This window comes from Streptomyces sp. CB02980 (genome assembly GCF_014451325.2).
Taxonomy (GTDB): Bacteria; Actinomycetota; Actinomycetes; order Streptomycetales; family Streptomycetaceae; genus Streptomyces.
Map to the genome: position 1 here is coordinate 63,484 of NZ_JACSCH020000023.1, position 21,527 is coordinate 85,010.

Annotated in this window: 20 protein-coding genes; 12 read left to right on the forward strand and 8 right to left on the reverse strand. The window is 73.6% G+C overall.

The window, feature by feature from the left end:
* Positions 1-16 precede the first annotated feature (16 nt).
* From E0F75_RS34700 to E0F75_RS34715, 4 genes are read left to right on the forward strand one after another with little or no spacing between them, the layout of a single operon-like run.
* The gene (locus E0F75_RS34700) at positions 17-2,227 is read left to right on the forward strand and encodes an acyl-CoA dehydrogenase (protein WP_229314956.1); all 2,211 of its coding nucleotides are present in this window, start codon (positions 17-19) and stop codon (positions 2,225-2,227) included.
* Positions 2,228-2,239: 12 nt separating this feature from the next.
* A complete protein-coding gene (locus tag E0F75_RS34705; RefSeq protein ID WP_229314957.1) occupies positions 2,240-3,436 on the forward strand; it encodes a lipid-transfer protein in 1,197 nt (398 codons plus the stop codon).
* A gap of 49 nt (positions 3,437-3,485) precedes the next feature.
* Positions 3,486-4,937 (forward strand): MFS transporter, encoded by a 1,452-nt coding sequence (locus E0F75_RS34710; RefSeq protein ID WP_229314958.1) that lies wholly within the window; start codon positions 3,486-3,488, stop codon positions 4,935-4,937.
* Positions 4,938-4,947: 10 nt separating this feature from the next.
* Positions 4,948-6,234: a phospholipase D-like domain-containing protein gene (locus E0F75_RS34715; protein WP_229314959.1), complete on the forward strand. Its 1,287-nt coding sequence runs from the start codon at positions 4,948-4,950 to the stop codon at positions 6,232-6,234.
* 10 nt (positions 6,235-6,244) lie between these two features.
* Here E0F75_RS34715 and E0F75_RS34720 read toward each other — a convergent pair whose 3' ends face one another.
* The 4 genes from E0F75_RS34720 to E0F75_RS34735 form a co-directional block, all read right to left on the reverse strand.
* Positions 6,245-6,850, reverse strand: a complete 606-nt coding sequence (locus E0F75_RS34720) for a response regulator transcription factor (protein WP_229314960.1) — start codon at positions 6,848-6,850, stop codon at positions 6,245-6,247.
* Complete coding sequence (locus E0F75_RS34725) at positions 6,847-8,025, reverse strand: sensor histidine kinase (RefSeq protein ID WP_229315013.1); 1,179 nt, start codon at positions 8,023-8,025, stop codon at positions 6,847-6,849. Before E0F75_RS34725 ends, E0F75_RS34720 begins: the two co-directional genes overlap by 4 nt.
* 63 nt (positions 8,026-8,088) lie before the next feature.
* Positions 8,089-8,811, reverse strand: coding sequence for an ABC transporter permease (locus tag E0F75_RS34730; protein ID WP_229314961.1), 723 nt, complete (start codon positions 8,809-8,811; stop codon positions 8,089-8,091).
* Positions 8,808-9,743, reverse strand: coding sequence for an ATP-binding cassette domain-containing protein (locus tag E0F75_RS34735; RefSeq protein ID WP_374115486.1), 936 nt, complete (start codon positions 9,741-9,743; stop codon positions 8,808-8,810). The genes E0F75_RS34730 and E0F75_RS34735 overlap by 4 nt, the downstream gene beginning before the upstream one ends.
* A 287-nt stretch (positions 9,744-10,030) precedes the next feature.
* Between E0F75_RS34735 and E0F75_RS34740 the strand changes: the two genes are divergently transcribed.
* From E0F75_RS34740 to E0F75_RS34750, 3 genes are read left to right on the forward strand one after another with little or no spacing between them, the layout of a single operon-like run.
* On the forward strand, positions 10,031-10,903 hold the full coding sequence (locus E0F75_RS34740) for a MaoC/PaaZ C-terminal domain-containing protein (protein ID WP_229314962.1): 873 nt from the start codon (positions 10,031-10,033) through the stop codon (positions 10,901-10,903).
* Between the two features lie 21 nt (positions 10,904-10,924).
* Positions 10,925-12,001 carry a Zn-dependent alcohol dehydrogenase gene (locus E0F75_RS34745; protein ID WP_229314963.1) on the forward strand — a complete coding sequence of 359 codons (1,077 nt, stop codon included), beginning with the start codon at positions 10,925-10,927 and terminating at the stop codon, positions 11,999-12,001.
* Positions 12,002-12,038: 37 nt separating this feature from the next.
* Positions 12,039-13,001 carry a 3-oxoacyl-ACP reductase gene (locus E0F75_RS34750; RefSeq protein WP_229314964.1) on the forward strand — a complete coding sequence of 321 codons (963 nt, stop codon included), beginning with the start codon at positions 12,039-12,041 and terminating at the stop codon, positions 12,999-13,001.
* Positions 13,002-13,111: 110 nt separating this feature from the next.
* Here the strand turns inward: E0F75_RS34750 and E0F75_RS40185 are convergent, their stop codons facing one another.
* Both E0F75_RS40185 and E0F75_RS34755 read right to left on the reverse strand, forming a co-directional pair.
* Complete coding sequence (locus tag E0F75_RS40185) at positions 13,112-13,240, reverse strand: hypothetical protein (RefSeq protein WP_267499917.1); 129 nt, start codon at positions 13,238-13,240, stop codon at positions 13,112-13,114.
* A gap of 48 nt (positions 13,241-13,288) precedes the next feature.
* Positions 13,289-14,500, reverse strand: coding sequence for a hypothetical protein (locus E0F75_RS34755; protein WP_229314965.1), 1,212 nt, complete (start codon positions 14,498-14,500; stop codon positions 13,289-13,291).
* 295 nt (positions 14,501-14,795) lie between these two features.
* Between E0F75_RS34755 and E0F75_RS34760 the strand changes: the two genes are divergently transcribed.
* The 5 genes from E0F75_RS34760 to E0F75_RS34780 all read left to right on the forward strand — a co-directional run bounded on the left by E0F75_RS34760 (position 14,796) and on the right by E0F75_RS34780 (position 20,038).
* Complete coding sequence (locus tag E0F75_RS34760; RefSeq protein ID WP_229314966.1) at positions 14,796-15,830, forward strand: ABC transporter substrate-binding protein; 1,035 nt, start codon at positions 14,796-14,798, stop codon at positions 15,828-15,830.
* A gap of 132 nt (positions 15,831-15,962) precedes the next feature.
* A complete protein-coding gene (locus E0F75_RS34765; RefSeq protein WP_229314967.1) occupies positions 15,963-16,781 on the forward strand; it encodes a Nif3-like dinuclear metal center hexameric protein in 819 nt (272 codons plus the stop codon).
* Positions 16,778-17,521: a zinc ribbon domain-containing protein gene (locus E0F75_RS34770; protein WP_229315015.1), complete on the forward strand. Its 744-nt coding sequence runs from the start codon at positions 16,778-16,780 to the stop codon at positions 17,519-17,521. Before E0F75_RS34765 ends, E0F75_RS34770 begins: the two co-directional genes overlap by 4 nt.
* Positions 17,521-19,140: a bifunctional RNase H/acid phosphatase gene (locus E0F75_RS34775; RefSeq protein WP_229314968.1), complete on the forward strand. Its 1,620-nt coding sequence runs from the start codon at positions 17,521-17,523 to the stop codon at positions 19,138-19,140. Before E0F75_RS34770 ends, E0F75_RS34775 begins: the two co-directional genes overlap by 1 nt.
* Before the next feature lie 91 nt (positions 19,141-19,231).
* Positions 19,232-20,038 carry a GNAT family N-acetyltransferase gene (locus tag E0F75_RS34780; RefSeq protein ID WP_229314969.1) on the forward strand — a complete coding sequence of 269 codons (807 nt, stop codon included), beginning with the start codon at positions 19,232-19,234 and terminating at the stop codon, positions 20,036-20,038.
* On the opposite strand, the gene eda is transcribed toward E0F75_RS34780, so the two are convergent.
* Both eda and yaaA read right to left on the reverse strand, forming a co-directional pair.
* Entirely contained in the window at positions 20,019-20,666 is a 648-nt protein-coding gene (gene eda, locus E0F75_RS34785) for a bifunctional 4-hydroxy-2-oxoglutarate aldolase/2-dehydro-3-deoxy-phosphogluconate aldolase (protein ID WP_229314970.1), read from the reverse strand. The genes E0F75_RS34780 and eda overlap by 20 nt on opposite strands.
* A 73-nt stretch (positions 20,667-20,739) precedes the next feature.
* Entirely contained in the window at positions 20,740-21,507 is a 768-nt protein-coding gene (gene yaaA / locus E0F75_RS34790) for a peroxide stress protein YaaA (RefSeq protein WP_229314971.1), read from the reverse strand.
* Positions 21,508-21,527 lie beyond the last annotated feature (20 nt).

Here is a 21,527-nt window from a genome sequence, read left to right on the forward strand (position 1 = left end):
TTCTAGTCTGCCGCGCATGGGCATCGCCATCACGCACGAACAGCGGGAGCTCGCCCGATCCGTCCGGGGCTGGCTCCACCGCGCCGTACCGCCCGAGGAGGTCCGCAAGCACCTGGACGTCCCCGACACCGCCACCGGGCGGCCGGCCTACTGGGACGCCGCCGCCGGGCAGGGGCTCCTCGGGGTTCATCTTCCCGAGGAGCACGGGGGAGGGGGCGGCGACCTCGGGGACCTCGTCGTGGTCGTGGAGGAGGCCGCCAGGGCGCTCCTGCCGGGGCCCTATCTGCCCTCCGTCCTCGCCGCCGAGCTGCTTCGCCGGGCCGGGGACGGGGAACTCGCCGGCGCCCTCGCGCGCGGGGAGCGGATCGGGGCCGTGGCACTCGGCGAGACCGGTACGGGACCGGGGGCCGCCGGTGCCGGTCCGGACAGCACCGGTCCCGGCACCCTCACCGCCGTCCGTACCGCCAGTGGCTACCTTCTCGACGGCGCCGCGCCCCCCGTCCTCGGCGGCGCCCAGGCCGATCTCGTCATCCTGCGCGCCGCCACCGCCGACGGCTCCGTCTGGCTCGCCGTCGACACCGACGGCCTCGCCGTCCGGCCCCACGAGAGCGCCGACCCCACCCGCCCCACCGCCGAGATCACCGCCCGAAACCGCCATGTCCCCGCCGCCCGCGAACTCGCCCTCGACACCGCCCTCGTCCACGACCTCGCCGCCGTCCTCTTCGCCGCCGACGCCTGCGGCACCGCCGCCCGCGCCGTCGAGACCGCCGCCGAACACGCCCGTACCCGCGAACAGTTCGGCAGCCCCATCGGACGGTTCCAGGGCGTCAAACACCTCTGCGCCGACATGCTCGTACGGCTCGAACAGGCCCGCGCCCTCACCTGGGACGCCGCCAGGGCCGGGGACGACGAGGCCCGCTCCCTCACCGCCGCGCTCGCCGCCGCCACCGCCCTCGACACCGCGTTCACCTGTGCCAAGGACTGCATCCAGATCCTCGGCGGCACCGGGTTCACCTGGGAGCACGACGCCCACCTGCTGCTCCGCCGCGCCCTCGTCGCCCGCCAGCTCCTCGGCACCGGCGACCGGCACCGGCTCGCCGCCCTCCGGCACGCCGCCACCGGCGTCCGGCGCGGCCTCCGCCTCGACCTGCCGCCCGAGGCCGCCCCGTACCGCGCGGCCGCCCGTGAGGCCGTCGCCCACGCCGCCGGTCTCGACCCCGCCGCCGCCCGCCGCGCCCTCGCCCCCACCGGCTACGCCGCCCCGCACCTCCCGGAGCCGTACGGTCTCGGCGCCGGCCCCCTCCAGCAGCTCGTCGTCCAGCGCGAACTGGACGAGGCCGGGATCACCGTCGCCGGGCTCGGCATCGCCACCTGGGTCGTGCCGTCCCTCCTCGCCCACGGCACCCCGGCCCAGCAGGCCGAACACCTCGGTCCGACCCTGCGCGGCGAGCGCCTCTGGTGCCAGCTCTTCTCCGAGCCCGGGGCCGGCTCCGACCTCGCCTCCCTCCGTACCCGCGCCGAGCGCACCGAGGACGGCCGCTGGCGGATCAACGGCCAGAAGGTGTGGACGAGCGCCGCCCAGTGGGCCCACCACGGCATCCTGCTCGCCCGTACCGACCCGGCCGCCCCCAAGCACAAGGGCCTCACCTACTTCCTCGTCGACATGCGGAACACCCCCGGGATCGACATCCGGCCGCTCAAGGAGATCACCGGGGAGTCCCTCTTCAACGAGGTCTGGTTCGACGACGCGATCCTCCCCGCCGACGCCGTCGTCGGCGAGGTCGACGACGGCTGGCGGGTCGCCCGCAACACCCTCGGCAACGAACGCGTCCACATGGCCGACCAGGTCGCCTTCGACACCGGCCTCGAAGCCGTCATCGCCCGGGCGGACCGGGTCGACAGCTCCGTACGGGTACGGATCGGCGCCCTGCTCGCCGAGGCGCACGCGCTCGCGTGCATCGGCCTGCGCACCACCCTGCTCCAGGTGTCCGGGCTCGAACCCGGCGCGGGCGCCAGCGTCCGCAAGCTCGTCCAGACCCTCCACCAGCAGAGACTCGCCGAACTCACCCTCGAACTCCTCGGCCCCGAAGGCGCCGTGCGCGAGGGCCCCGGCGAACGGGCCGTCCACGGCCTGCTCATGTCCCGCTGCCTCACCATCGCGGGCGGCACCACACAGGTACAGCTCAATGTCGTCGCCGAGCGGCTGCTCGGCCTGCCGCGAGACTGAGGGGGAACCGAGATGACCACCAAGGCGTACGTCGTCGGGGTCGGGATGACCAAGTTCGAGAAGCCCGAGACCCGGGACTGGCAGTACTGGGACATGGTCAAGGAGGCAGGCACCGCGGCCCTCGCCGACGCGGGCGTCCCCTACGCGCGCGTGGAGCAGGCGGCCGTCGGCTACTGCTTCCAGGCCTCCACCGCCGGACAGCGCGCCGTGTACGAACTCGGGCTCTCCGGCATCCCCGTCTACAACGTCAACAACAACTGCGCGACCGGCTCCACCGCCCTCATCGTCGCCCGCCAGTTCGTCGAGGGCGGCATCGCCGACTGCGTCCTCGCCCTCGGCTTCGAGAAGATGAGCCGGGGCGCGCTCGGAGGCGGATCGGGCGCGGGCGACTTCACGACCTCGCCCGTCGCCCGGCACTACGGGATCATGGCCGCCGGCCACGGCTTCGAGGCGTCCCCGCCCACCGCACAGATCTTCGGCAACGCCGCCCGCGAGCACATGGAGCGGTACGGGACGACCGAGGCGCAGCTCGCGGCCGTCGGCGCCAAGAACCACCGGCACTCGGCGAACAACCCCAACGCCCAGTTCCAGGACGTCTACACGGTCGACGAGATCCTCGCCGCGAAGACCGTCCACCGGCCGCTCACCAAGCTCCAGTGCTCGCCCACCTCGGACGGCGCGGCGGCCGCCCTCGTCGTCTCCGAGCGCTTCGTCGACGAACACGGATTGCGGGACCGGGCGGTGGAGATCGCCGGACAGGCGATGACCACCGACACCGAGGAGTCCTTCGCCTCGGGCTCCTGCATCGACGCCGTCGGCCGCCCGATGTCCCGGGCCGCCGCCCGGCAGGCGTTCGAACGCTCCGGGCTCGGCATCGAGGACGTCGACGTGATCGAGCTGCACGACTGCTTCTCCATCAACGAACTCCTCACGTACGAGGCGCTCGGCATGTGCGAGGAGGGCGCCTCCGGCAAGCTCGTCGAGTCCGGCGCGACGACGTACGACGGCCGCTGGGTCGTGAACCCCTCGGGCGGCCTCATCTCCAAGGGCCACCCGCTGGGCGCGACGGGCCTGGCGCAGGCCGCCGAACTCGTCTGGCAGCTACGGGGCGAGGCGGGGCCCCGGCAGGTGGCGGGGGCGCGGGTCGGGCTCGCGCACAACATCGGGCTGGGCGGGGCGGCGGTGGTGACGCTGCTGCGCAGGTCGTAGGACCTTATCCCCATGTACGGGGCGGATGCGGTCTGCGACCATCACACTCATGCCGCAGACCGACTCCGCACGGACGACCCCCGCCACCCCTTCCATACCCACGCCCCGCGCCTGGGCGGTCGTCCTGACCGCCTGCGCGGGCCAGTTCCTCGTCGTCCTCGACGTCTCCGTCGTGAACGTGGCGCTGCCGTCGATGCGGACAGACCTCGGACTCTCGGCGCTCGGTCTGCAATGGGTCCTCAACGCCTACGCCATCGCCTTCGCCGGCTTCATGCTGCTCGGCGGACGCGCCTCCGACCTCTACGGGCGGAAGGCGATGTTCCTGCTCGGGCTCGGTCTCTTCACCGCCGCCTCGGTCGCGGGCGGCCTCGCCCAGGAGGGCTGGCAACTCGTCGCCGCCCGCGCCGTGCAGGGACTCGGCGCGGCCGTCCTCTCGCCCGCCACCCTGACCCTGATCACCGCCGCCGTCCCCGCCGGAGCCGCCCGCACCAGGGCCATCGGCACCTGGACGGCGGTCGGCGCGGCCGGCGGCGCGGCGGGCGGCTTCGTCGGCGGCGTCCTCGTCGACCTGCTGTCCTGGCGCTGGGTCCTGCTCATCAACGTCCCCGTCGGCGTCCTCGTCCTCGCGGGCGCGCTGGTCTGGCTCCGCGAGTCCCGCACCGGCGCGGGCCGCCGCCTCGACCTGCCCGGCGCGGTCCTCGTCACCGCGGGGCTCGCCACCCTCGCGTACGGCATCGTCCAGACCGAGGAGGCGGGCTGGACGGCCCCCGCGACCCTGCTCACGCTCCTCGGCGGTCTGACGCTCCTCGGCGTCTTCGTGGCGGTGGAGGCCCGTACGGCGGAGCCGCTGATGCGGCTGAGCATCTTCCGTACGCGCGCGGTGTCGGCGGCCAACGTGGCGATCCTGCTGTGCGGTTCGAGCTCCTTCAGCATGTGGTTCTTCATGACCACCTACGCGCAGAGCGTCCTCGCGTACACCCCGCTCCAGGCCGGTCTCGCCCTGGTCCCCAGCTCCCTCAGCGTCGTCCTGGGCTCCAAGCTGGCCCCGCATCTGATGCCGGCCGTCGGCGCCCGGAACCTCGCCGTCATCGGCGCCCTCGTCGGGGCGGCGGGCTTCGCCTGGCAGTCGACGCTCACGGCCGACGGCACGTTCCTCGGGACGATCCTGGGCCCCGGCATCCTGATGATGGCCGGCCTCGGTCTGGCCACCACCCCGCTGGCCGCCCTCGCCACCGCCAGCGCCGCCCCGTCCGACGCGGGCCTCGTCTCGGGCCTGGTCAACACCTCCCGCACGATGGGCGGCGCGCTGGGCCTCGCGGTCCTCTCGACGATCGCCGCGGCGGCCACCCCCGCCGTCACCTCGGGAGCACCGGACCCGTCCTCCCTGGTCCCGGGATACGCGATGGCCTTCCGGGTGGCGACGGGCGTGCTGATCGGGGCGGCGGTGCTGATGCTCCTGTGGCTCCCGAAGCCGGCCAAGGCGGTGGCCCGCCGCGGGTGACAATGCCCGGGTGATATCGATCAAGAACAAGTTCAGAACCGCCGCGACCGCGCTGGCCGTCGGCGCGTCCCTCCTCGTCGCGCCGTCGGCCTCGGCGGAACCGGTCCTGGCCGTGACGACCGGCCCCGTGTTCAACGACCCCAACAGCACCGACGCCGCCGCCAGGGGGCGGATCCTCTCCCACCTGGCGGGGCTCGTCGACGGCTCCGAGGCCGGATCGTCCATCCGGATCTCCCTGTACCTGTTCCAGTCCGTGTACCTGGCCAACAAGCTGGGCGACGCCCACAAGCGGGGCGTCACCGTCCAGGTCGTCGTCGACGCCGACAGCAAGTCCACCGGGCTCGAAACCCTGAAGACCCGGCTGGCGGACCCGGCGGGCAGCCCCGGCTCCTGGGTGCGGACCTGCAAGCCGGAGGAGGCCTGCCTGGCGCTGGACCCGGGCACCACGGCGGCGGACCCGAACGGCACGTACGACAACGTCAACCACAACAAGTTCTTCCTGTTCTCCCGCACCAAGGGCAAGGGCGACATCGCGGTCGACGACGTGGTCGTGCAGGGCTCCGGGAACCTCACGGGCCAGGACACCGACGACTGGTGGAACGACGCGCTGACGGTCGTCGGCAACACGGAACTGTTCGCCGCGTACACCGGGTACTTCGACGACCAGGCGGCGGCCGCCGTCGGGCAGACGCCTCAGGTCGCGGACTACGCGCACGACACCCAGGCGGGCAAGGCGAAGGTCTACTTCTTCCCGCGGGCCGGCACCGACACGGTCGTCAACATCCTCGCGACGGTGGCTCCGGTCGGCACCCCGGACTCCTGCACGGGGAACTCCCCGGGCGTCGGTACCGCGGACGGCCGTACGAAGATCCGCATCGCCCAGGGCCACATCACCCGCACCGAGGTGGCCAGGAAGCTGTGGGAGCTCGCCGACGCCGGGTGCGACATCGAGATCGTCTACCGGTCGCTCGACAACTGGACGGCCGACGACAAGCCCATGGGACAGGTCGCCAACTGGCTGACCAGGCCGGTGACGGGCAAGGGCCGCATCACCCTGCACCAGCTCGACAACGACAAGCGCGGCGGCTCCGACTCCCACACCAAGTACCTGCTGGTCGAGGGCACGTACAACGGCGGCGTGGACAAGAAGATCGTCTTCACCGGCAGCCACACCTACACGACGACGGCGCTCAAGTACAACGACGAGACGCTGCTCAAGTACGAGGACGCGACGGTCTTCGACGCGTACGTGAGGAACTTCGAGGCCCAGCGGGCGGCGGCGATCGCGGGCCTGTAGGCGCCCGGGTCTACAGCCAACCCTGCCGGCGGGCCGCCCTGACCGCCTCCATGCGGTTGCGCGTGCCCGTCTTGCCGATCGCCGACGACAGGTAGTTGCGGACCGTCGACTCCGACAGGTGGAGGGCCGCCGCGATGTCCGCGATCGTCGCGCCGTCCACCGCGGCCGCAAGGGCGTCCCGTTCGCGGGCCGTCAGCGGGTTGGGCCCCGCACCGAGCGCCGCGGCGGCGAGGGCAGGGTCGATCACCGTCTCACCCCGCAGGACCTGACGGATCGACTCGGCCAGTTCCTCCACGGGGCCGTCCTTCACCAGGAAGCCCGCGGCGCCCGCCTCCATCGCACGGCGGAGGTACCCGGGGCGACCGAAGGTCGTGAGGATCAGGACCCGGCAGTCCGGGGCCTCCGTGCGCAGGTCCGCCGCCGCGTCCAGACCGGAGCGGCCCGGCAGTTCGATGTCGAGCAGCGCCACGTCGGGCCGCGCGAGCAGCGCCGCGTCCACGATCTCGTCACCCCGCCCGACCTGCGCGACGACCTCCATGTCCGGCTCCATCCCCAGCAGCAGGGCCAGCGCTCCGCGCATCATCCCCTGGTCCTCCGCCAGCAGCAGACGGATCATGTCGTCGGCTCCCCCTCGTACTCGTGCGGGCCGGGGGTCTCCGCGGGGAGCTCCGCGGTGACCCGGAACCCGCCCCGCGGAGCCGGTCCCGAGTCAAGAGTGCCGCCTGCCGCCGCGACCCGCTCGCGCAGGCCCCGCAGACCGCTGCCCGGGGTGCCGGTGGTGGCCGGTGTGCGGGCGACCGGGCCCCGGCCGTCGTCGGTGACGGTGAGGCGGACCCGGTCGGCGGTGCCGTCCAGGGCGATCACGCAGCGGGACGCGCCGCTGTGCCGTACCGCGTTCGTCGTGGACTCCCGCACCACCCAGCTGAGCAGGGCCTCCGTCTGCGGTTCCAGGAGCGGGCCCGAGCGGCGTACGACCGGTTCGATGCCGGCCGAGGACAGCGCGTCGCGCGCCCGGTCCAGTTCGGTGGCGAGGCTGCCCTCGCGGTAGCCGGTGACGGCCTCCCTGATCTCGGTGAGCGCCTGCCGGCCCACCGCCTCGATGTCCGCCACCTGGGCGAGGGCCGCGTCGAGGTCGCGCGGCGCAAGCCGGCGTACGACCTCCGACTTCACCACGATCACCGAGAGCGTGTGACCGAGCAGGTCGTGCAGGTCGCGGGAGAACCGCAGCCGCTCCTTCTCGACGGCCGCCCTGGCCAGTTCCTCCCGGGTCGCCCGGAGCTGCCCGACCGTCTCGTCCAGGGCGAGGATCGCCGCCGTCACCATCACCGAGATGAAGGTGCCGTACACGACGCCGACGGAGTCCCAGCCGTCCCGCCAGAACGTCACCACCCCCACCGCGACGACCAGCGGGAGGGTGATCCACCGCAGGAGCCTCCCGCGCCGCACCGTCGCCCCGACCGCGAGGCCGAGCAGCGGGAACAGCAGCAGCCATTCCCTCCCGTAGCCGATGGCGAGTGCGAAGGTCAGCGCCCCGAGGGTGCCGAGGAGTCCCCAGGTCAGGGGCGTCTCCCGGCTGCCCGGGTGGAAGGAGCGGAAGACGATGGCGATGTAGAGCGTGTTGAAGGTGAAGAGGCCGATACCGCCGATCCAGGGGTTCGGGGCCTCGCCGCCGAGGAGGTGGGAGAACGCACCCACGCCCATGAGCAGCCACGGGAGGAGGCTGATCCCGCTCGGGCCCTGGTCCGACCGCTCCCGGGCCCGCGTCGCCGCGAGCCGCCGCCAGCTGCCCATCACGTCCGGTCTCCTCACGTGCGCGCCCGCCCCCGTCATGTCCCTCATGCCCGTCACGCCCCCTCAGGCCGTTCTCGCCGAACGACGGTACGAGACCGCCGCGTACGTGCCGAAGAGCGCCGCCCACCCGAGCAGTACCGCCAGGGTCGCCGCCCCCGGCGCCGTCCCCTCCGACACCGCCACGCCCAGCTCGGCGAAACGGTTCGTCGGCGTGAACTCCGAGACCGTGCGGAGCCAGTCGGGGAAGAGCACGACAGGGAACCACAGCCCGCCGACCACCGCGAGCCCCAGATTGCAGGCGACGTTCACGACCCCGGTCGTCTGCGCCGTGAGCCGGTAGCCGTTGCCGAGACCGAGCAGGGTGAACGGGAGCGAGCCGAGCCAGAGCGTGACGGCGACGGCGCCCCACTGCCAGGCCGCCATGCGCACGCCGTTGGCCAGACCGCCCGCCACCAGAACCCCCGTGATGGCCGGCAGCACGACGACCGAACCGGTCAGGGCACGGCCCGCCACCACCTGCCGGGGCGTCATGGGCGTGATCCGCAGCTGCCGCAGCCAGCCCGTGGACTTGTCCTCGGCCACGCCCGTACCGAGGGAGAGCGCGGCGCCGAGCGCCCCGTACGCCGCCATCCCGACCATCGCGGCCTTCTTGTACGCGCCGTCGTCCCCGCCGCCGAGGTTGGTGAAGAGGAGGTACATCATCACCGGCACACCGATCGTCGAGATGACGAAACCGGCGTCGCGCAGGGTCCTGCGCACTTCCAGGCGTACGTACGCGGTGATCATCGGACCGTCTCCAAGGTGGTGAGGGCGCCCTGCGTGAGGGCGAGGAAGGCGTCGTTCAGGGAGACCGGGGTGACTTCGAGGCCTCTGACCGCGTCCCGCTCCGCCAGCGCCCGTACGGTCCCGTCGGAGTCCCCGGTACGCAGCCGGGCACGGTCGCCCCGCACCTCGTACGAGCTGACGCCGGGCAGCAGGCCGAGCCACTCCGTCGGGCCGCCCGCCAGGTCGAAGGAGACCAGGTGTCCGCCGGCGGCCCGCTTGAGCTCCTCGCTCGTACCGGCGGCGACGATCCGGCCGGAGTCGAGGACGACGATCCGGTCGGCGTACGCGTCGGCCTCCTCCAGGTAGTGGGTGGAGAAGAGGACGGTGTTGCCCCGGCGTGCGTAGCCCCGCATCGAGTCCCAGAACTCCTGGCGCGCCTCGACGTCGAGTGCGGCCGTCGGTTCGTCCAGGACGATCAGCTCCGGGTTCCCGACCAGGGCGACGGCGAACCGGACCCGCTGGGTCTGGCCGCCCGACAGCCGGTCGACCCGGCGGTCCGCGAGCTCGCCGAGCCCGGCGAGCGCCAGTGCCTCCGCGACCGGCATCGGCGCCGGGTAGGTCCGGGCGACGAAGGCGACCAGCTCGTGGACCGTGACGCGGGGGACCGGCCGGCCCTCCTGCAGCATCGCGCCGACCCGGCCGGCGGCGACGGCGCGGTCCGGTGTGGCGCCGAAGAGTTCGACGCGGCCGCCGTCGGGCTCGTCGAGGCCGAGGAGCAGTGCGATGGCCGTCGACTTCCCGGCGCCGTTGCGGCCGAGCAGGGCCACCGTCTCGCCGCGCCGGACGGTGAGGTCGAACCCGTCGACGGCGCGGACGGCGCCGAAGGCCTTGGCCGCGTCGCGAAAGGCGACCGCCGGTTCGTCCGTGTCCCTGGTCATGAGGTCCCTTGTCATGAGGACGACGGTACGAATCCGGGGCCCTTCGGCGGCAGGCGCGTACGTACGGTCCTGGCCGTGACAAATGTCCTGGGAGCTGCGCCCCGGCCATCTCTGACGTACCGTCAGGTGACGGGTGCCGGGAGGGTTCCCAACTCTCTCCGGCTGGGCTATACATGGGGACCACCGACCTAGAACGCGTTCTAGAACGGCCGCGTACGGGACGGTCCCCGCACGGCCTCGGTGCGGCCGACGGTGCGGACGGCCGTGCCGAGGTCTTCACCGCCACGAGGAGCAGCAGCCCGATGCCCATCGACCCCGCCAAGGCCGTCGCCGCCGAACCCCGCAGCGCCGAGATCTCCTGGGACCACAAGGACGTCCAGCTCTACCACCTGGGACTCGGCGCCGGCTCGTTTCAAGGCAAGCACAGCCCGGCGACCGACCCCGACGAGCTCCGCTACACCCTCGAATCCAAGCTCCACGTCCTGCCCAGCTTCGCGACCGTCGCGGGCGCCGGCATGGGCGTCGTCGGCGGGCTCTCCGCCCCCGGCATCGACATCGACCTCGCCGCCGTCCTGCACGGCGGTCAGACGGTCACCCTGCACCGCCCCGTCCCCGTCACCGGCCGCGCCCTCTCCACCTCCCGCGTCGCCGCCGTGTACGACAAGGGCAAGGCCGCCGTCCTCGTCCTGCGCTCCGAGGCCTCCGACGCCGACGGCCCGCTCTGGACCAGCGACGCCCAGATCTTCGTCCGCGGGGAAGGCGGCTGGGGCGGCGACCGCGGCCCCTCCGAGCGCCTCGCGCTCCCCGACCGCGAGCCCGACGCCACCGTCGAACGGCCGATCCGCGAGGAACAGGCCCTGCTCTACCGGCTCTCCGGCGACTGGAACCCGCTCCACGCCGACCCCGAGTTCGCCAAGCTCGCCGGCTTCGACCGGCCGATCCTGCACGGGCTCTGCTCGTACGGCATGACCCTCAAGGCGGTCGTGGACACGGTGCTCGGCGGGGACGTCGCCCGGGTCCGCTCGTACCGCACGCGCTTCGCCGGGATCGTCTTCCCCGGCGAGACCCTGCGCATCCGGATGTGGGCCGGGGACGGCCGCGTCCAGGTGGCGGTGACGGCCGTGGAGCGCGACGACGCCCCGGTCCTCGCCGACACCCTCGTCGAACACGCCTGATCGCCTGATTGGAGCCGCACCATGCGCGCAGCCGTACTGCACGAGATCGGCCAGGACAAGCTCGAAGTCGTCGACGACGTCGAGGCGGTGGGCTTCGGCCCCGGCAAGGTGAAGATCCGGGTCAGGGCCACCGGTCTCTGCCACTCCGACGTCTCCGCGATGAGCGGCGTCCTCCCGCAGCCCGCCCCCTTCATCCCCGGCCACGAGGGCGCGGGCGAGATACTCGACGTCGGCGACGGCGTCACCGGACTCACCCAGGGCCAGCGGGTGCTGCTCTGCTGGCTGCCCGCCTGCGGCAGCTGTCCCGCCTGCAGGCGCGGGCAGACCCAGCTCTGCCTGGCCGGGTTCATGAACGCCGGCACGCCCAACTTCAAGCGCCCCGGCGGCGACGTGTTCGGCTTCGCCGGCACCGGCACCTTCACCGAGGAGGTCGTCGTCGACGCGGGCTGCGCCGTCCCGATCCCCGACGACGTGCCCTTCGGCATCGCCGCCCTCATCGGCTGCGGCGTCACCACCGGGCTCGGCGCCGCCATCAACACGGCCAAGGTGGAGGCCGGTTCGTCGGTCGCCGTCATCGGCTGCGGAGGCGTCGGCATCTCCGCGATCCAGGGCGCCAAGCTCCAGGGCGCCGCCCAGATCGTCGCCGTCGACCCCGTCGAGTCGCGCCGCGAGGCCGCGCTGCGCTTCGGCGCCACCGAGGCGGTCGCCCCGGACGCGCTCGCCGACGCCAAGCAGCGGATCACCGCGGGCGAGGGCTTCGACTACGTCTTCGAGGTCGTCGGCAAGTCCGCCACCGCCCGCACCGCGTACGAGAACACCCGGCGCGGCGGCACCCTCTGCGTCGTCGGCGCGGGCGCGATGGACGACAACCTCCAGCTCAACATGTTCGAGCTGTTCTTCGACGAGAAGCGGATCCTGCCCTCCATGTACGGCGGCGGCGACGTGCTCCGCTCCTACGAGCGGGCCATCGCGCTCTGGCGGGCAGGCCGCATCGACCTGGAGTCGCTCATCACCCACCGCGTACCCCTCGCGGGCATCAACGAGGCCCTGGAGCAGATGCGGACGGGTGCCGCGCTCCGCACCTGCATCGAGATCTGACCCGTACCCGCATCGAGATCTGAGAGGACCGCGACACATGTCACTCCCTCTTGAGGGCCTGAGCGCGATCGTCACCGGCGCCGGCCGGGGACTCGGCCGCGCCGAGGCCCTGGAACTGGCCCGGCTCGGAGCTGCCGTCGTCGTCAACGACTACGGGCAGCCGGGGCGCGACGGCTCGGGCGCGGCCTCCGCCGCGCCCGCCGAGGAGGTCGCCGCGGAGATCCGCGCGACGGGCGGCAGGGCGGTCGCGCACCTCGGCGACATCGCCGACTTCGAGACGGCACGGGCCCTGGTCGACCTGGCCGTGGCCGAGTTCGGCAAGCTGGACGTCCTGGTCAACAACGCGGGCATCCTGCGCGACCGGATGGTCTTCTCGATGAGCGAGGAGGAGTGGGACTCGGTCATACGCGTCCACCTCAAAGGCCACTTCAACACCACGCACTTCGCGGCGGTGCACTGGAGGAGCCGGGCGAAGGCGGGGGAGACCGGCGTGTACGGCCGGATCGTCAACACCTCCTCCGAGGCCTTCCTCGCCGGCTCGGCCGGCCAGCCGAACTACGCGGCCGCCAAGGGCGGGATCGTGGGCCTGACGACGTCGACGGCGCTCGCGCTCGCCCGGTACGGGGTGACGGCGAACGCCATCTGCCCGCGGGCGCGCACCAGGATGACCGAGGACGTGTTCGCGGCCATTCCAGCGAACAAGGGGGGCGCCGGGCCGACGGCCGAGGGCGACCTCGACCCGCTGTCCCCGGAGCACGTGGCGCCACTCGTCGGCTACCTCGCCTCCCCGGCGGCGGCCGGGGTCAACGGCCAACTGCTCGTCGTGCACGGCGGGATGGTCGCGATCGTGGACCGGCCGCGGGTGGCGGCCAAGTTCGACACGGCCAAGGAGGCGTTCACGTACGAGGAACTGGACGGCCTCCTGACCCCGCACTACGCGTCCCGCCCGGCGGGCGAGACCTTCGCGGCGTCGGAGGTCCTCGGCCTGAAGAAAGACTGAGGCCCGGGGGGGGCGACCACCGGCCGGGGTGCGGCTCGGCCGGGGGACGGTGGGGAAGACGAAGGGCCCCGGGGTGACCCGGGGCCCTTCGTCCCACCTGGTACTTCTCGTTACTGCGAGACGGGCTCGCGGCGGTGGCGGCCGTGCGGGGAGGACGCGGAGTCCTCCGTCGGTGCGGCGTCCCCGCGGTGCTTGCCGGAGCCGTTCGGCTCCTGCCCGGTCGTGCTGTTCTCCGACATGGTCGAACTCACCCCGTTGACATCGGTCGTGCTGTGCAGCCCGAGAGTCTAGCCAGCGGGTTTCCCGTCCGTGAGGGGAGCCTGCTGCAACGGCACGGGACGGCACACCCGGGGCTCCTCGGCGCCTGCGTCCGCCCCCTCCGGGGCCCCCGTCGAAGCAACCGCCGAGGCCGCCGCCGCGACCGCATCGGGTCCCGGCTCCGGCGGCGCCTCCACGTCCGCAAGACCGCAGGGCGCCCCGGCCGTCGCGTACGGCAGCCGGAGCACGCCCCCGGCCGTCCACAGGCCGGCCCCGGCCAGCCACCCCACGGGTGCGGCCAGTTGGCCCATCCGGCGGGCGATCGGCTGCCACGTCCCCACCCAGCTGCCGCCCGCCGCGTCGATCCGCAGCGCGACCGCACAGGTCTCGGGCATCAGGACCTGCCCCGGCTGGACGGCGAACGGCGTCACCGCCGCGTCGTCGAGCCGCAGGCACTCCGGGAAGCGCACCGGCAGCAGACTGCCGAGGACACCCCAGCCCAGCCGGTCGTGCCCCGGTGACGGCGCGTCGGAACGGATCAGGAGCAGCCCGCTGTCCGGGTCCGCGAGGAGCAGCCGGTCGTTGCTGTCCTCGGTGATCTGCAGCAGCGGCGTCACCTCCCCGCCCCGCTCCAGATCGACGGCGACCGCCTTCAGCGGCCCGTCGTCGAGCCGCCGGTCGAGCGCGAGCATCCGGCCCGTACGGTCGAGCCACACCCCGCCCGCGCACCGGCCCTTGACCTCCGCCACCTGCTCGGGACCGAAGGCCCCGCCCGCGACCAGCCACAGCGTGGTCGTGTCGGGGCCGACGCACATGGCGTACGCGCAGATGCCGTCCGGCGAGGGCGGCAGCAGCACCAGGTGCTCGGAGCCCGGGGCCTCCACGGCGCCGAGCCGGAGCTCCCCGGTGGCCGGGCCCGTGGGGTAGAGCAGCGAGAACGTGTTCCGCCGCCCGTCCACGCGGCGGGCGACCAGGACCCGGCCGTCGGCCAGGGGCAGCAGCTGGGTGCCGGGCTCCTCCGGCTGGTCGAGGGGGAGCGGGACGGCGTACGGCTCCGGGCCGTCGAGCGTCCACCGCTCCACGTACAGGGCGTCCCCGTCGCCCGCGAGCCTGGCGGCGTACGCGCCGTTCGCCGTGATCGTGAGACCCGTAGTGAACTCCGCCGGCCGGGCGCCGCGGCCGGGGTGCTCCCCGTCGCGGCCGTCGTCCTCGGCCGCGGTCTCGATGGCACACGCTGTCATCGACTCGTCACCTCCGGCCACGAAGCTAGTTTTCGCACTTCCAGCCGAACAACACGAGCAGGGTCACTTCACACATAAGGGTGGCTGTGCGGCGGTTCGGCTGAGGGGTGGGGGGCGGGTGTGCTGGAGTTGCCCGTGATGAGTAAGGTAAGGCGAACCTAAACGGAGGCTGTGGCTCCGCCCGGCCCGCTCCGGACGGAATCTGCGGCTCCGGCCGGTCACCCCGGACGGAGCCCCCACCACTCCGGCCCGGTCGCGCCCGTCTCCCCGCCAGGACACGTACAGGAGCCTTCTCATGTCCCTCCGCCGCCGCGGCACCGCCGCCGTCGTCGCCCTCGCCGCCGCGCTCTCGCTCGCGGCCTGCGGAGGAGGCGACGGAGGATCCGACGCCTCCAAGAAGGAGGACACGAGCAAGAAGAAGGACGTCGCCACCGGCGGCAAGGACTTCGGCGACGCCGCCGCGAAGACCGCGGCCATGGGCACGGACGCCAAGGCCGGCCAGTTCCCGCGCACCCTCACGCACGCCCTCGGCAAGACCGAGCTGCCGGCCGCCCCGAAGCGGGTCGTCGTCCTCGACGTCGGCGAGTTCGACAACGTCGTCTCCCTCGGCGTCAAGCCCGTCGGCTACGCCCCCGCCGAAGGCGACGACGGCATCCCGGCCTACCTCCAGAAGGACGCCGGCACCCCGAAGTCCGTCGGCACGATCAACAACCTCAACCTCGAGGCCATCGCCAACCTCCAGCCCGACCTGATCCTCGGCAGCCAGCTGCGTGCCGCGGACAAGTACGACGAGCTGTCGAAGATCGCGCCGACCGTGTTCTCCATCCGCCCGGGCTTCACCTGGAAGGAGAACTACCTCCTCAACGCCGCCGCGCTCGACAAGACCGCCGAGGCCAAGGAGAAGCTCGCCGCGTACGAGACCAAGGCCGAGCAGCTCGGCACGGACATCGGCCCGAACAAGCCGACCGTCTCGATGGTCCGCTACCTCCCCGGCAAGATCCGCCTGTACGCGAAGGCGTCGTTCATCGGCACCATCCTCGAGGACACCGGCCTGCCGCGGCCCGAGAACCAGCAGATCAACGACCTCGCGGCCGAGATCAGCCCGGAGAAGATCGACGAGGCCGATGGCGACTGGATCTTCACCGGCGTGTACGGCGAGGCCAAGGCCACCAAGAAGGACACCGCCCAGGCCAACCCGCTCTGGAAGAACCTCAAGGCCGTCAAGGCCGGCCAGGCCGAGGACGTCCCGGACGAGACCTGGTACCTGGGCCTCGGCGTGACGGCCGCGGACATGGTCCTCGACGACCTGCGCGGCCACCTCGTCAAGTAGCGCGGCCACCTCGACGGGCAGACGGTGAACGAGCGGCCCCCGACGCCGGCCGACGGCGCCGGGGACCGCCCGCCGTCGGCACCGCGACGGCGGCGGTACCAGCCGCGAAGGCGAGCCAGGTAGCCTTTCCTCGTGCCCCGTCTGTCTGAAGTCATCGCCGCGCTCGACGCCCTCTGGCCGCCAGAGCGGGCCGAGTCGTGGGACGCCGTCGGCACCGTCTGCGGTGACCCCGACGCCGAGGTCACCCGTGTGCTCTTCGCCGTCGACCCGGTAGCGGAGATCGCCGACGAGGCGATCGCCCTGGGTGCCGACCTGATCGTCACCCACCACCCGCTCTATCTGCGCGGGACGACGACCGTCGCGGCCGGCCACTTCAAGGGCCGTGTCGTGCACCGCCTCATCAAGCACGACATCGCCCTCCACGTCGCGCACACCAACGCCGACACCGCCGACCCCGGCGTCTCCGACGCCCTCGCCGGCGCGCTCGACCTCCGGGTCACCGGCCCCCTCGTGCCCGAGAACAACCTCGGCCGGATCTGCGAGCTGGACCACCCCGAGACCCTCGCCGAGTTCGCCGCCCGCGCGGCGAAGCGGCTGCCCGCCACCGCGCAGGGCATCCGGGTCGCGGGCGACCCCGGCATGACCGTGCGCCGCGTCGCCGTCAGCGGCGGCTCCGGAGACAGCCTCTTCGACGCCGTACGAGCCGCCGGCGTGGACGCCTTCCTCACCGCGGACCTGCGCCACCACCCCGTCTCCGAGGCGACCCAGCAGTCACCCCTGGGCCTGGTCGACGCCGCCCACTGGGCCACCGAATGGCCCTGGTGCGAGCAGGCCGCCGCCCAGCTCGACGAGATTTCCGACCGTCACGGCTGGGACCTCCGCGTCCACGTCTCGAAGACGGTCACCGACCCCTGGTCCTCCCACCACACCTCCCCTGGAGCCCCCAACTGAATGCCGCGCCCGCCGACCAGATCCGCCTCCTCGACGTCCAGGCCCTCGACGTCCGCCTCCAGCAGCTCGCGCACAAGCGCCGGTCGCTGCCCGAGCACGCCGAGATCGAGTCGCTGAACAAGGACCTCACCCAGCTGCGTGACCTGCTCGTCGCCGCGCAGACCGAGGAGAGCGACTGCGGCCGTGAGCAGACCAAGGCCGAGCAGGACGTCGACCAGGTCCGCCAGCGGGCCACGCGCGACCAGCAGCGCCTCGACTCGGGCGCCGTGTCCTCCCCGAAGGACCTGGAGAACCTCCAGCGCGAGATCGTCTCGCTCGCCAAGCGCCAGGGCGACCTGGAGGAGATCGTCCTCGAGGTCATGGAGCGCCGCGAGTCCGTCCAGGAGCGCCTCGCCGAGCTGACCGAGCGGGTCTCCGCCGTCCAGGCCAAGACGGACGACGCGACCGCCCGCCGCGACGCCGCCGAGGGCGAGTTCGACGCCGAGGAGGCGTCCGTGGAGAAGGAGCGCGAGCTCGTCGCGGGCACCGTCCCGGCGGACCTCCTGAAGCTGTACGAGAAGCTGCGCGTCCAGCAGGGCGGCGTCGGCGCGGCCCGGCTGTACCAGCGCAAGTGCGAGGGCTGCCACATCGAGCTCAACATCACCGAGGTCAACGAGGTCCGTGCCGCCGCCAAGGACGAGGTCCTGCGCTGCGAGAACTGCCGCCGGATCCTCGTCCGCACGTCGGAGTCCGGCCTGTAATGACGTCGTCGTCTTCGCGTGAGGTGATCGTCGAGGCGGACGGCGGTTCCCGGGGCAACCCGGGGCCCGCCGGGTACGGCGCCGTGGTCCTGGATCCGGTGACGGGCGAGACGCTCGCGGAGGCGGCCGAGTACATCGGCGTGGCGACGAACAACGTCGCCGAGTACAAGGGCCTGGTGGCGGGCCTGAAGGCGGCGCGGTCGCTGTTCCCCGACGCCACCGTCCACGTCCGGATGGACTCCAAGCTGGTCGTCGAGCAGATGTCCGGCCGCTGGAAGATCAAGCACCCGGACATGAAGCCGCTCGCGGCCGAGGCGGGCCGGGTCTTCCCGGCGGGCCGGGTCCGCTACGAGTGGATCCCGCGCGAACGCAACAAGCACGCGGACCGGCTCGCGAACGAGGCGATGGACGCGGGCAAGCGCGGCCGCCAGTGGGAGCCGTCCGACTCGACGGCCGCCCTGGACACCGCCGCGGCCCGCAACGCCGCGACCCTCCCCCCGGCGCCGTCCGGCCCGCCCGGCGACGCGACGGCGGGCGCGGCACGGGCCCGCGCCGCGCTGGCGACGGGTGCGGGCACGGCGGGTGCGGGCACGTCCGGCGACCTCGGCCAGGGCCGTACGGGAACGGGCTCGGGCGCCTGGCCCGGCACCGTCGCGCACCCGACGGCCCGGGACGACGGCCTGTTCGCCGCCGAGGAGGCCCTCGCGGCCCCGGCCTCGGGAGACTTCGAGGCAGAGGCGGGCGCCACGGCCCCGACCGGCCGCGCCGCGCGCACCCACGCGCCGGAGGCCGACACGGCGCCCGCGGGGGCACCGGCCGAGACCACCGGGCCCGAGGGCGACGGGAGCGTCGCAGCACCCGAGCCCACCGGGTCCGAGGCCACCGGGAGCGCCGCAGCACCCGCGCCCACCGGGTCCGCCCCCGCCCCGGTCGCGCAGCCGGCCTCCGCCGCCCCTGCCGCCCCCGGTCAAGGCTGGTCCGCCGGGCCCGACATGAGCGCGCCCGCCACCTTCGTGCTCCTCCGGCACGGCGAGACCGCGCTCACCCCCGAGAAGCGGTTCTCCGGCAGCGGGGGGACCGATCCCGAGCTCTCGGCGGCCGGACTCCGGCAGGCCGAGGCCGTCGCGGAGGCGCTCGCCGCACGCGGGACCATCCAGGAGATCGTCAGCTCGCCGCTCACCCGCTGCCGCCAGACCGCGGCCGCCGTCGCCGGCCGCCTCGGGCTCGACGTCCGCGTCGAGCAGGGGCTGCGCGAGACCGACTTCGGCGCCTGGGAGGGGCTGACGTTCGGCGAGGTCCGGGAGCGACACCCCGAGGACCTCGACGCCTGGCTCGCCTCGCCGAAGGCCGCGCCCACCGGCGGAGGCGAGAGCTTCGCGACCGTCGCCCGCCGCGTCGCCGCGACCCGGGACCGGCTCACCGCCGCCTACGCGGGCCGGACCGTCCTCCTCGTCACCCACGTCACGCCCATCAAGACCCTGATCCGGCTCGCGCTCGGCGCCCCGCCGGAGTCGCTGTTCCGGATGGAGCTGGCGGCCGCCTCGATCTCGGCGGTCGCCTACTACGCCGACGGCAACGCGTCCGTACGGCTCCTCAACGACACCTCCCACCTCCGGTAGGGGGAGCGAGGGCGGCGGGACGCCGCAAAGGGGGCGACGAGGCACCGCAAGGGGGTGGCGCGGGAACCCGGCCCCGTACCACCATCCCGTCATGACCTGGCACTTCACCGAGGACACCGCCGCCTTCCGTACCGCGGCCGGGACGCACCTCGCCGCCGAGCCCGCGCGTAACACCGCCGTGCTGACCCTCATGGACAGGGCGGAGCGGCTCGGCTGGTGGGCCGAGCCCGACGGCCGGGTCACGGGGGTCCTCGCGGTCTCCCCGTCCGGGGCCCTCGACCTCGGCGCGACCACGGAGGAGGCCGCTCTCGCGCTCGCCTTCCGGGCGGGGGAGGAGCCGACGGAGGTCCGCGGCGAGACGGCCGCGGTGGAGGCGTACGCGCAGGCCTCCGGCCGCCCCTGGACGCCCGCCGTCCGGATGCGTCTCTTCCGGCTCGGCGAGCTGACCCCGCCGGACCCGGCCCCGGCCGGCCGGCACCGGACGGCCACCGAGACCGACACCCCGCTCGTCACGGCCTGGACGAGGGAGTTCGCGACGGCCATCGGCGACGAGCCCGCCGAGGACTACACCGGCTTCGTCGCCGAGCGGATCTCCGAAGGCCGCCTCGTCCTCTGGGAGACGCCCGACGGCCGCGCGGTCTCGATGGCCGCCGTCTCCCGCACGATCGAGGGCCAGGCCCGCGTCCACCTCGTCTACACGCCGCCCGCCGAACGCGGCAACGGGTACGCGGCGGGAGCCACCGAGGCCGTCAGCCGGGTCGCGGCCGACACCGGCGCCACCCAGGTCCTGCTCTTCACGGACCTCTCCAACCCCACCAGCAACGCCCTCTATCAGCGTCTCGGCTACCGCCCGGTGACCGACCACCTGGGCGTGGAGTTCACCGGGACCGCGCGCTGACGGGCCCCCGCAGCGCCGCCGCCTCGCGCGCCAGCGTCTCCACCCGCGCCCAGTCGCGGGCCGCGAGGGCGTCGGGCGGCAGCATCCACGTACCGCCGACGCAGCCGACGTTCGGGAGCGAGAGGTAGGCGGGGGCGGAGGCGAGCGAGATGCCGCCCGTCGGGCAGAACCGGGCCCGGGGGAGCGGGCCCGCGAGGGACTTCAGATACGGGACGCCGCCCGCCGCCTCGGCCGGGAAGAACTTCATGTCCTCCACGCCCTGTTCGAGCAGGGCCACGACCTCCGAGGTCGTCGACACACCGGGGAGGAATGGCAGGCCCGAGTCGCGCATCGCGCCGAGCAGGCGCTCCGTCCACCCGGGGCTGACCAGGAACCGCGCCCCGGCGCCGACCGCGTCCGCGACCCCGGCCGCCGAGACGACCGTCCCCGCGCCGACGACCGCGCCCGGCACCTCGGCCGCGATGGCGCGTACGGCGTCGAGCGCGGCCGGGGTGCGGAGGGTGACCTCTATCAGTGGCAGCCCGCCGGCGACGAGGGCGCGGGCGAGAGGGACGGCGTCGGCGGCGTCCTCGATCACCACGACGGGGACGACGGGGGTTTCCGGGGCAAGGTCGAACACGCTCGTCATGGGCTTCATCCTGCCCACGACGAGCGTCACGCGCAACGAGCGTTGCGCAGGGTGCAATGAATGCCCAAGTGGGTCAGTGGATCTCGTCCACCAGCACGTCGAGCGCCCCGGCCTTCCCGGTCTCCTCCACCACGTACCCCAGGTCCCGCAGCGCCACCACCAGCTCCTCCGGCGAACGCGGAGCCGCCCCCGCCTCCAGCAGGCTCCGGACGATCCGGCCCTTCGTCGCCTTGTTGAAGTGGCTGACCACCTTCCGGGTCGGCGCGTGCAGCACCCGCACCGTCGCCGTCCGCGCGGCCACCTCGCCCTTCGGCTTCCACGCCGACGCGTACGCCGACGAGCGCAGGTCAAGGACGAGCCCGTCCCCGGCCGCCTCGGGCAGCACGGAGGCCATCGCGCCCCGCCAGTGCCCGCCCAGCGCCCCGAGCCCCGGCAGCTTGACCCCCATCGAGCAGCGGTACGACGGGATCCGGTCGGTCACCTTCACCGCACCCCATAGCCCCGAGAACACCAGCAGGGAACGCCCCGCGCGCTTCCGTGCGCCCGCGTCCAGGGTCGCCAGACCCAGCGCGTCGTACAGGACGCCCGTGTAGACCTCGCCCGCCGGGCGGGCGCCGGCCGTCCGCAGCTCCACGTTCTTCGCGACCTCGCCGCGCAGCCCCTCGCTCAGGCCCAGCACCCCGCGAGCCTTCTCCTCGTCGGCCGCACACAGCTCGACCAGCTCGTCCAGGACCGCCGCCCGCGCCTCCGCGAGCCCCGGCAGGGACAGCGACTCCGGCTTGAGCGGCGCCCCGCGCCCCGAGGAGGCCTTGCCCTCGGAGGGCGGCAACAGCACGAGCACGGTGGTTCTCCTTCGTCCGT

What these genes read in the sequence shown, in the direction of transcription:
- E0F75_RS34700 (WP_229314956.1), top strand. Translation starts at nt 17, where the DNA reads ATGGGCATCGCCATCACGCACGAACAGCGGGAGCTCGCCCGATCCGTC.
- E0F75_RS34705 (WP_229314957.1), top strand. Translation starts at nt 2,240, where the DNA reads ATGACCACCAAGGCGTACGTCGTCGGGGTCGGGATGACCAAGTTCGAG.
- E0F75_RS34710 (WP_229314958.1), top strand. Translation starts at nt 3,486, where the DNA reads ATGCCGCAGACCGACTCCGCACGGACGACCCCCGCCACCCCTTCCATA.
- E0F75_RS34720 (WP_229314960.1), bottom strand. Translation starts at nt 6,850, where the DNA reads ATGATCCGTCTGCTGCTGGCGGAGGACCAGGGGATGATGCGCGGAGCG.
- E0F75_RS34725 (WP_229315013.1), bottom strand. Translation starts at nt 8,025, where the DNA reads ATGGGCAGCTGGCGGCGGCTCGCGGCGACGCGGGCCCGGGAGCGGTCG.
- E0F75_RS34730 (WP_229314961.1), bottom strand. Translation starts at nt 8,811, where the DNA reads ATGATCACCGCGTACGTACGCCTGGAAGTGCGCAGGACCCTGCGCGAC.
- E0F75_RS34735 (WP_374115486.1), bottom strand. Translation starts at nt 9,743, where the DNA reads ATGACAAGGGACCTCATGACCAGGGACACGGACGAACCGGCGGTCGCC.
- E0F75_RS34740 (WP_229314962.1), top strand. Translation starts at nt 10,031, where the DNA reads ATGCCCATCGACCCCGCCAAGGCCGTCGCCGCCGAACCCCGCAGCGCC.
- E0F75_RS34745 (WP_229314963.1), top strand. Translation starts at nt 10,925, where the DNA reads ATGCGCGCAGCCGTACTGCACGAGATCGGCCAGGACAAGCTCGAAGTC.
- E0F75_RS34750 (WP_229314964.1), top strand. Translation starts at nt 12,039, where the DNA reads ATGTCACTCCCTCTTGAGGGCCTGAGCGCGATCGTCACCGGCGCCGGC.
- E0F75_RS40185 (WP_267499917.1), bottom strand. Translation starts at nt 13,240, where the DNA reads ATGTCGGAGAACAGCACGACCGGGCAGGAGCCGAACGGCTCCGGCAAG.
- E0F75_RS34755 (WP_229314965.1), bottom strand. Translation starts at nt 14,500, where the DNA reads ATGACAGCGTGTGCCATCGAGACCGCGGCCGAGGACGACGGCCGCGAC.
- E0F75_RS34760 (WP_229314966.1), top strand. Translation starts at nt 14,796, where the DNA reads ATGTCCCTCCGCCGCCGCGGCACCGCCGCCGTCGTCGCCCTCGCCGCC.
- E0F75_RS34775 (WP_229314968.1), top strand. Translation starts at nt 17,521, where the DNA reads ATGACGTCGTCGTCTTCGCGTGAGGTGATCGTCGAGGCGGACGGCGGT.
- E0F75_RS34780 (WP_229314969.1), top strand. Translation starts at nt 19,232, where the DNA reads ATGACCTGGCACTTCACCGAGGACACCGCCGCCTTCCGTACCGCGGCC.
- eda (WP_229314970.1), bottom strand. Translation starts at nt 20,666, where the DNA reads ATGACGAGCGTGTTCGACCTTGCCCCGGAAACCCCCGTCGTCCCCGTC.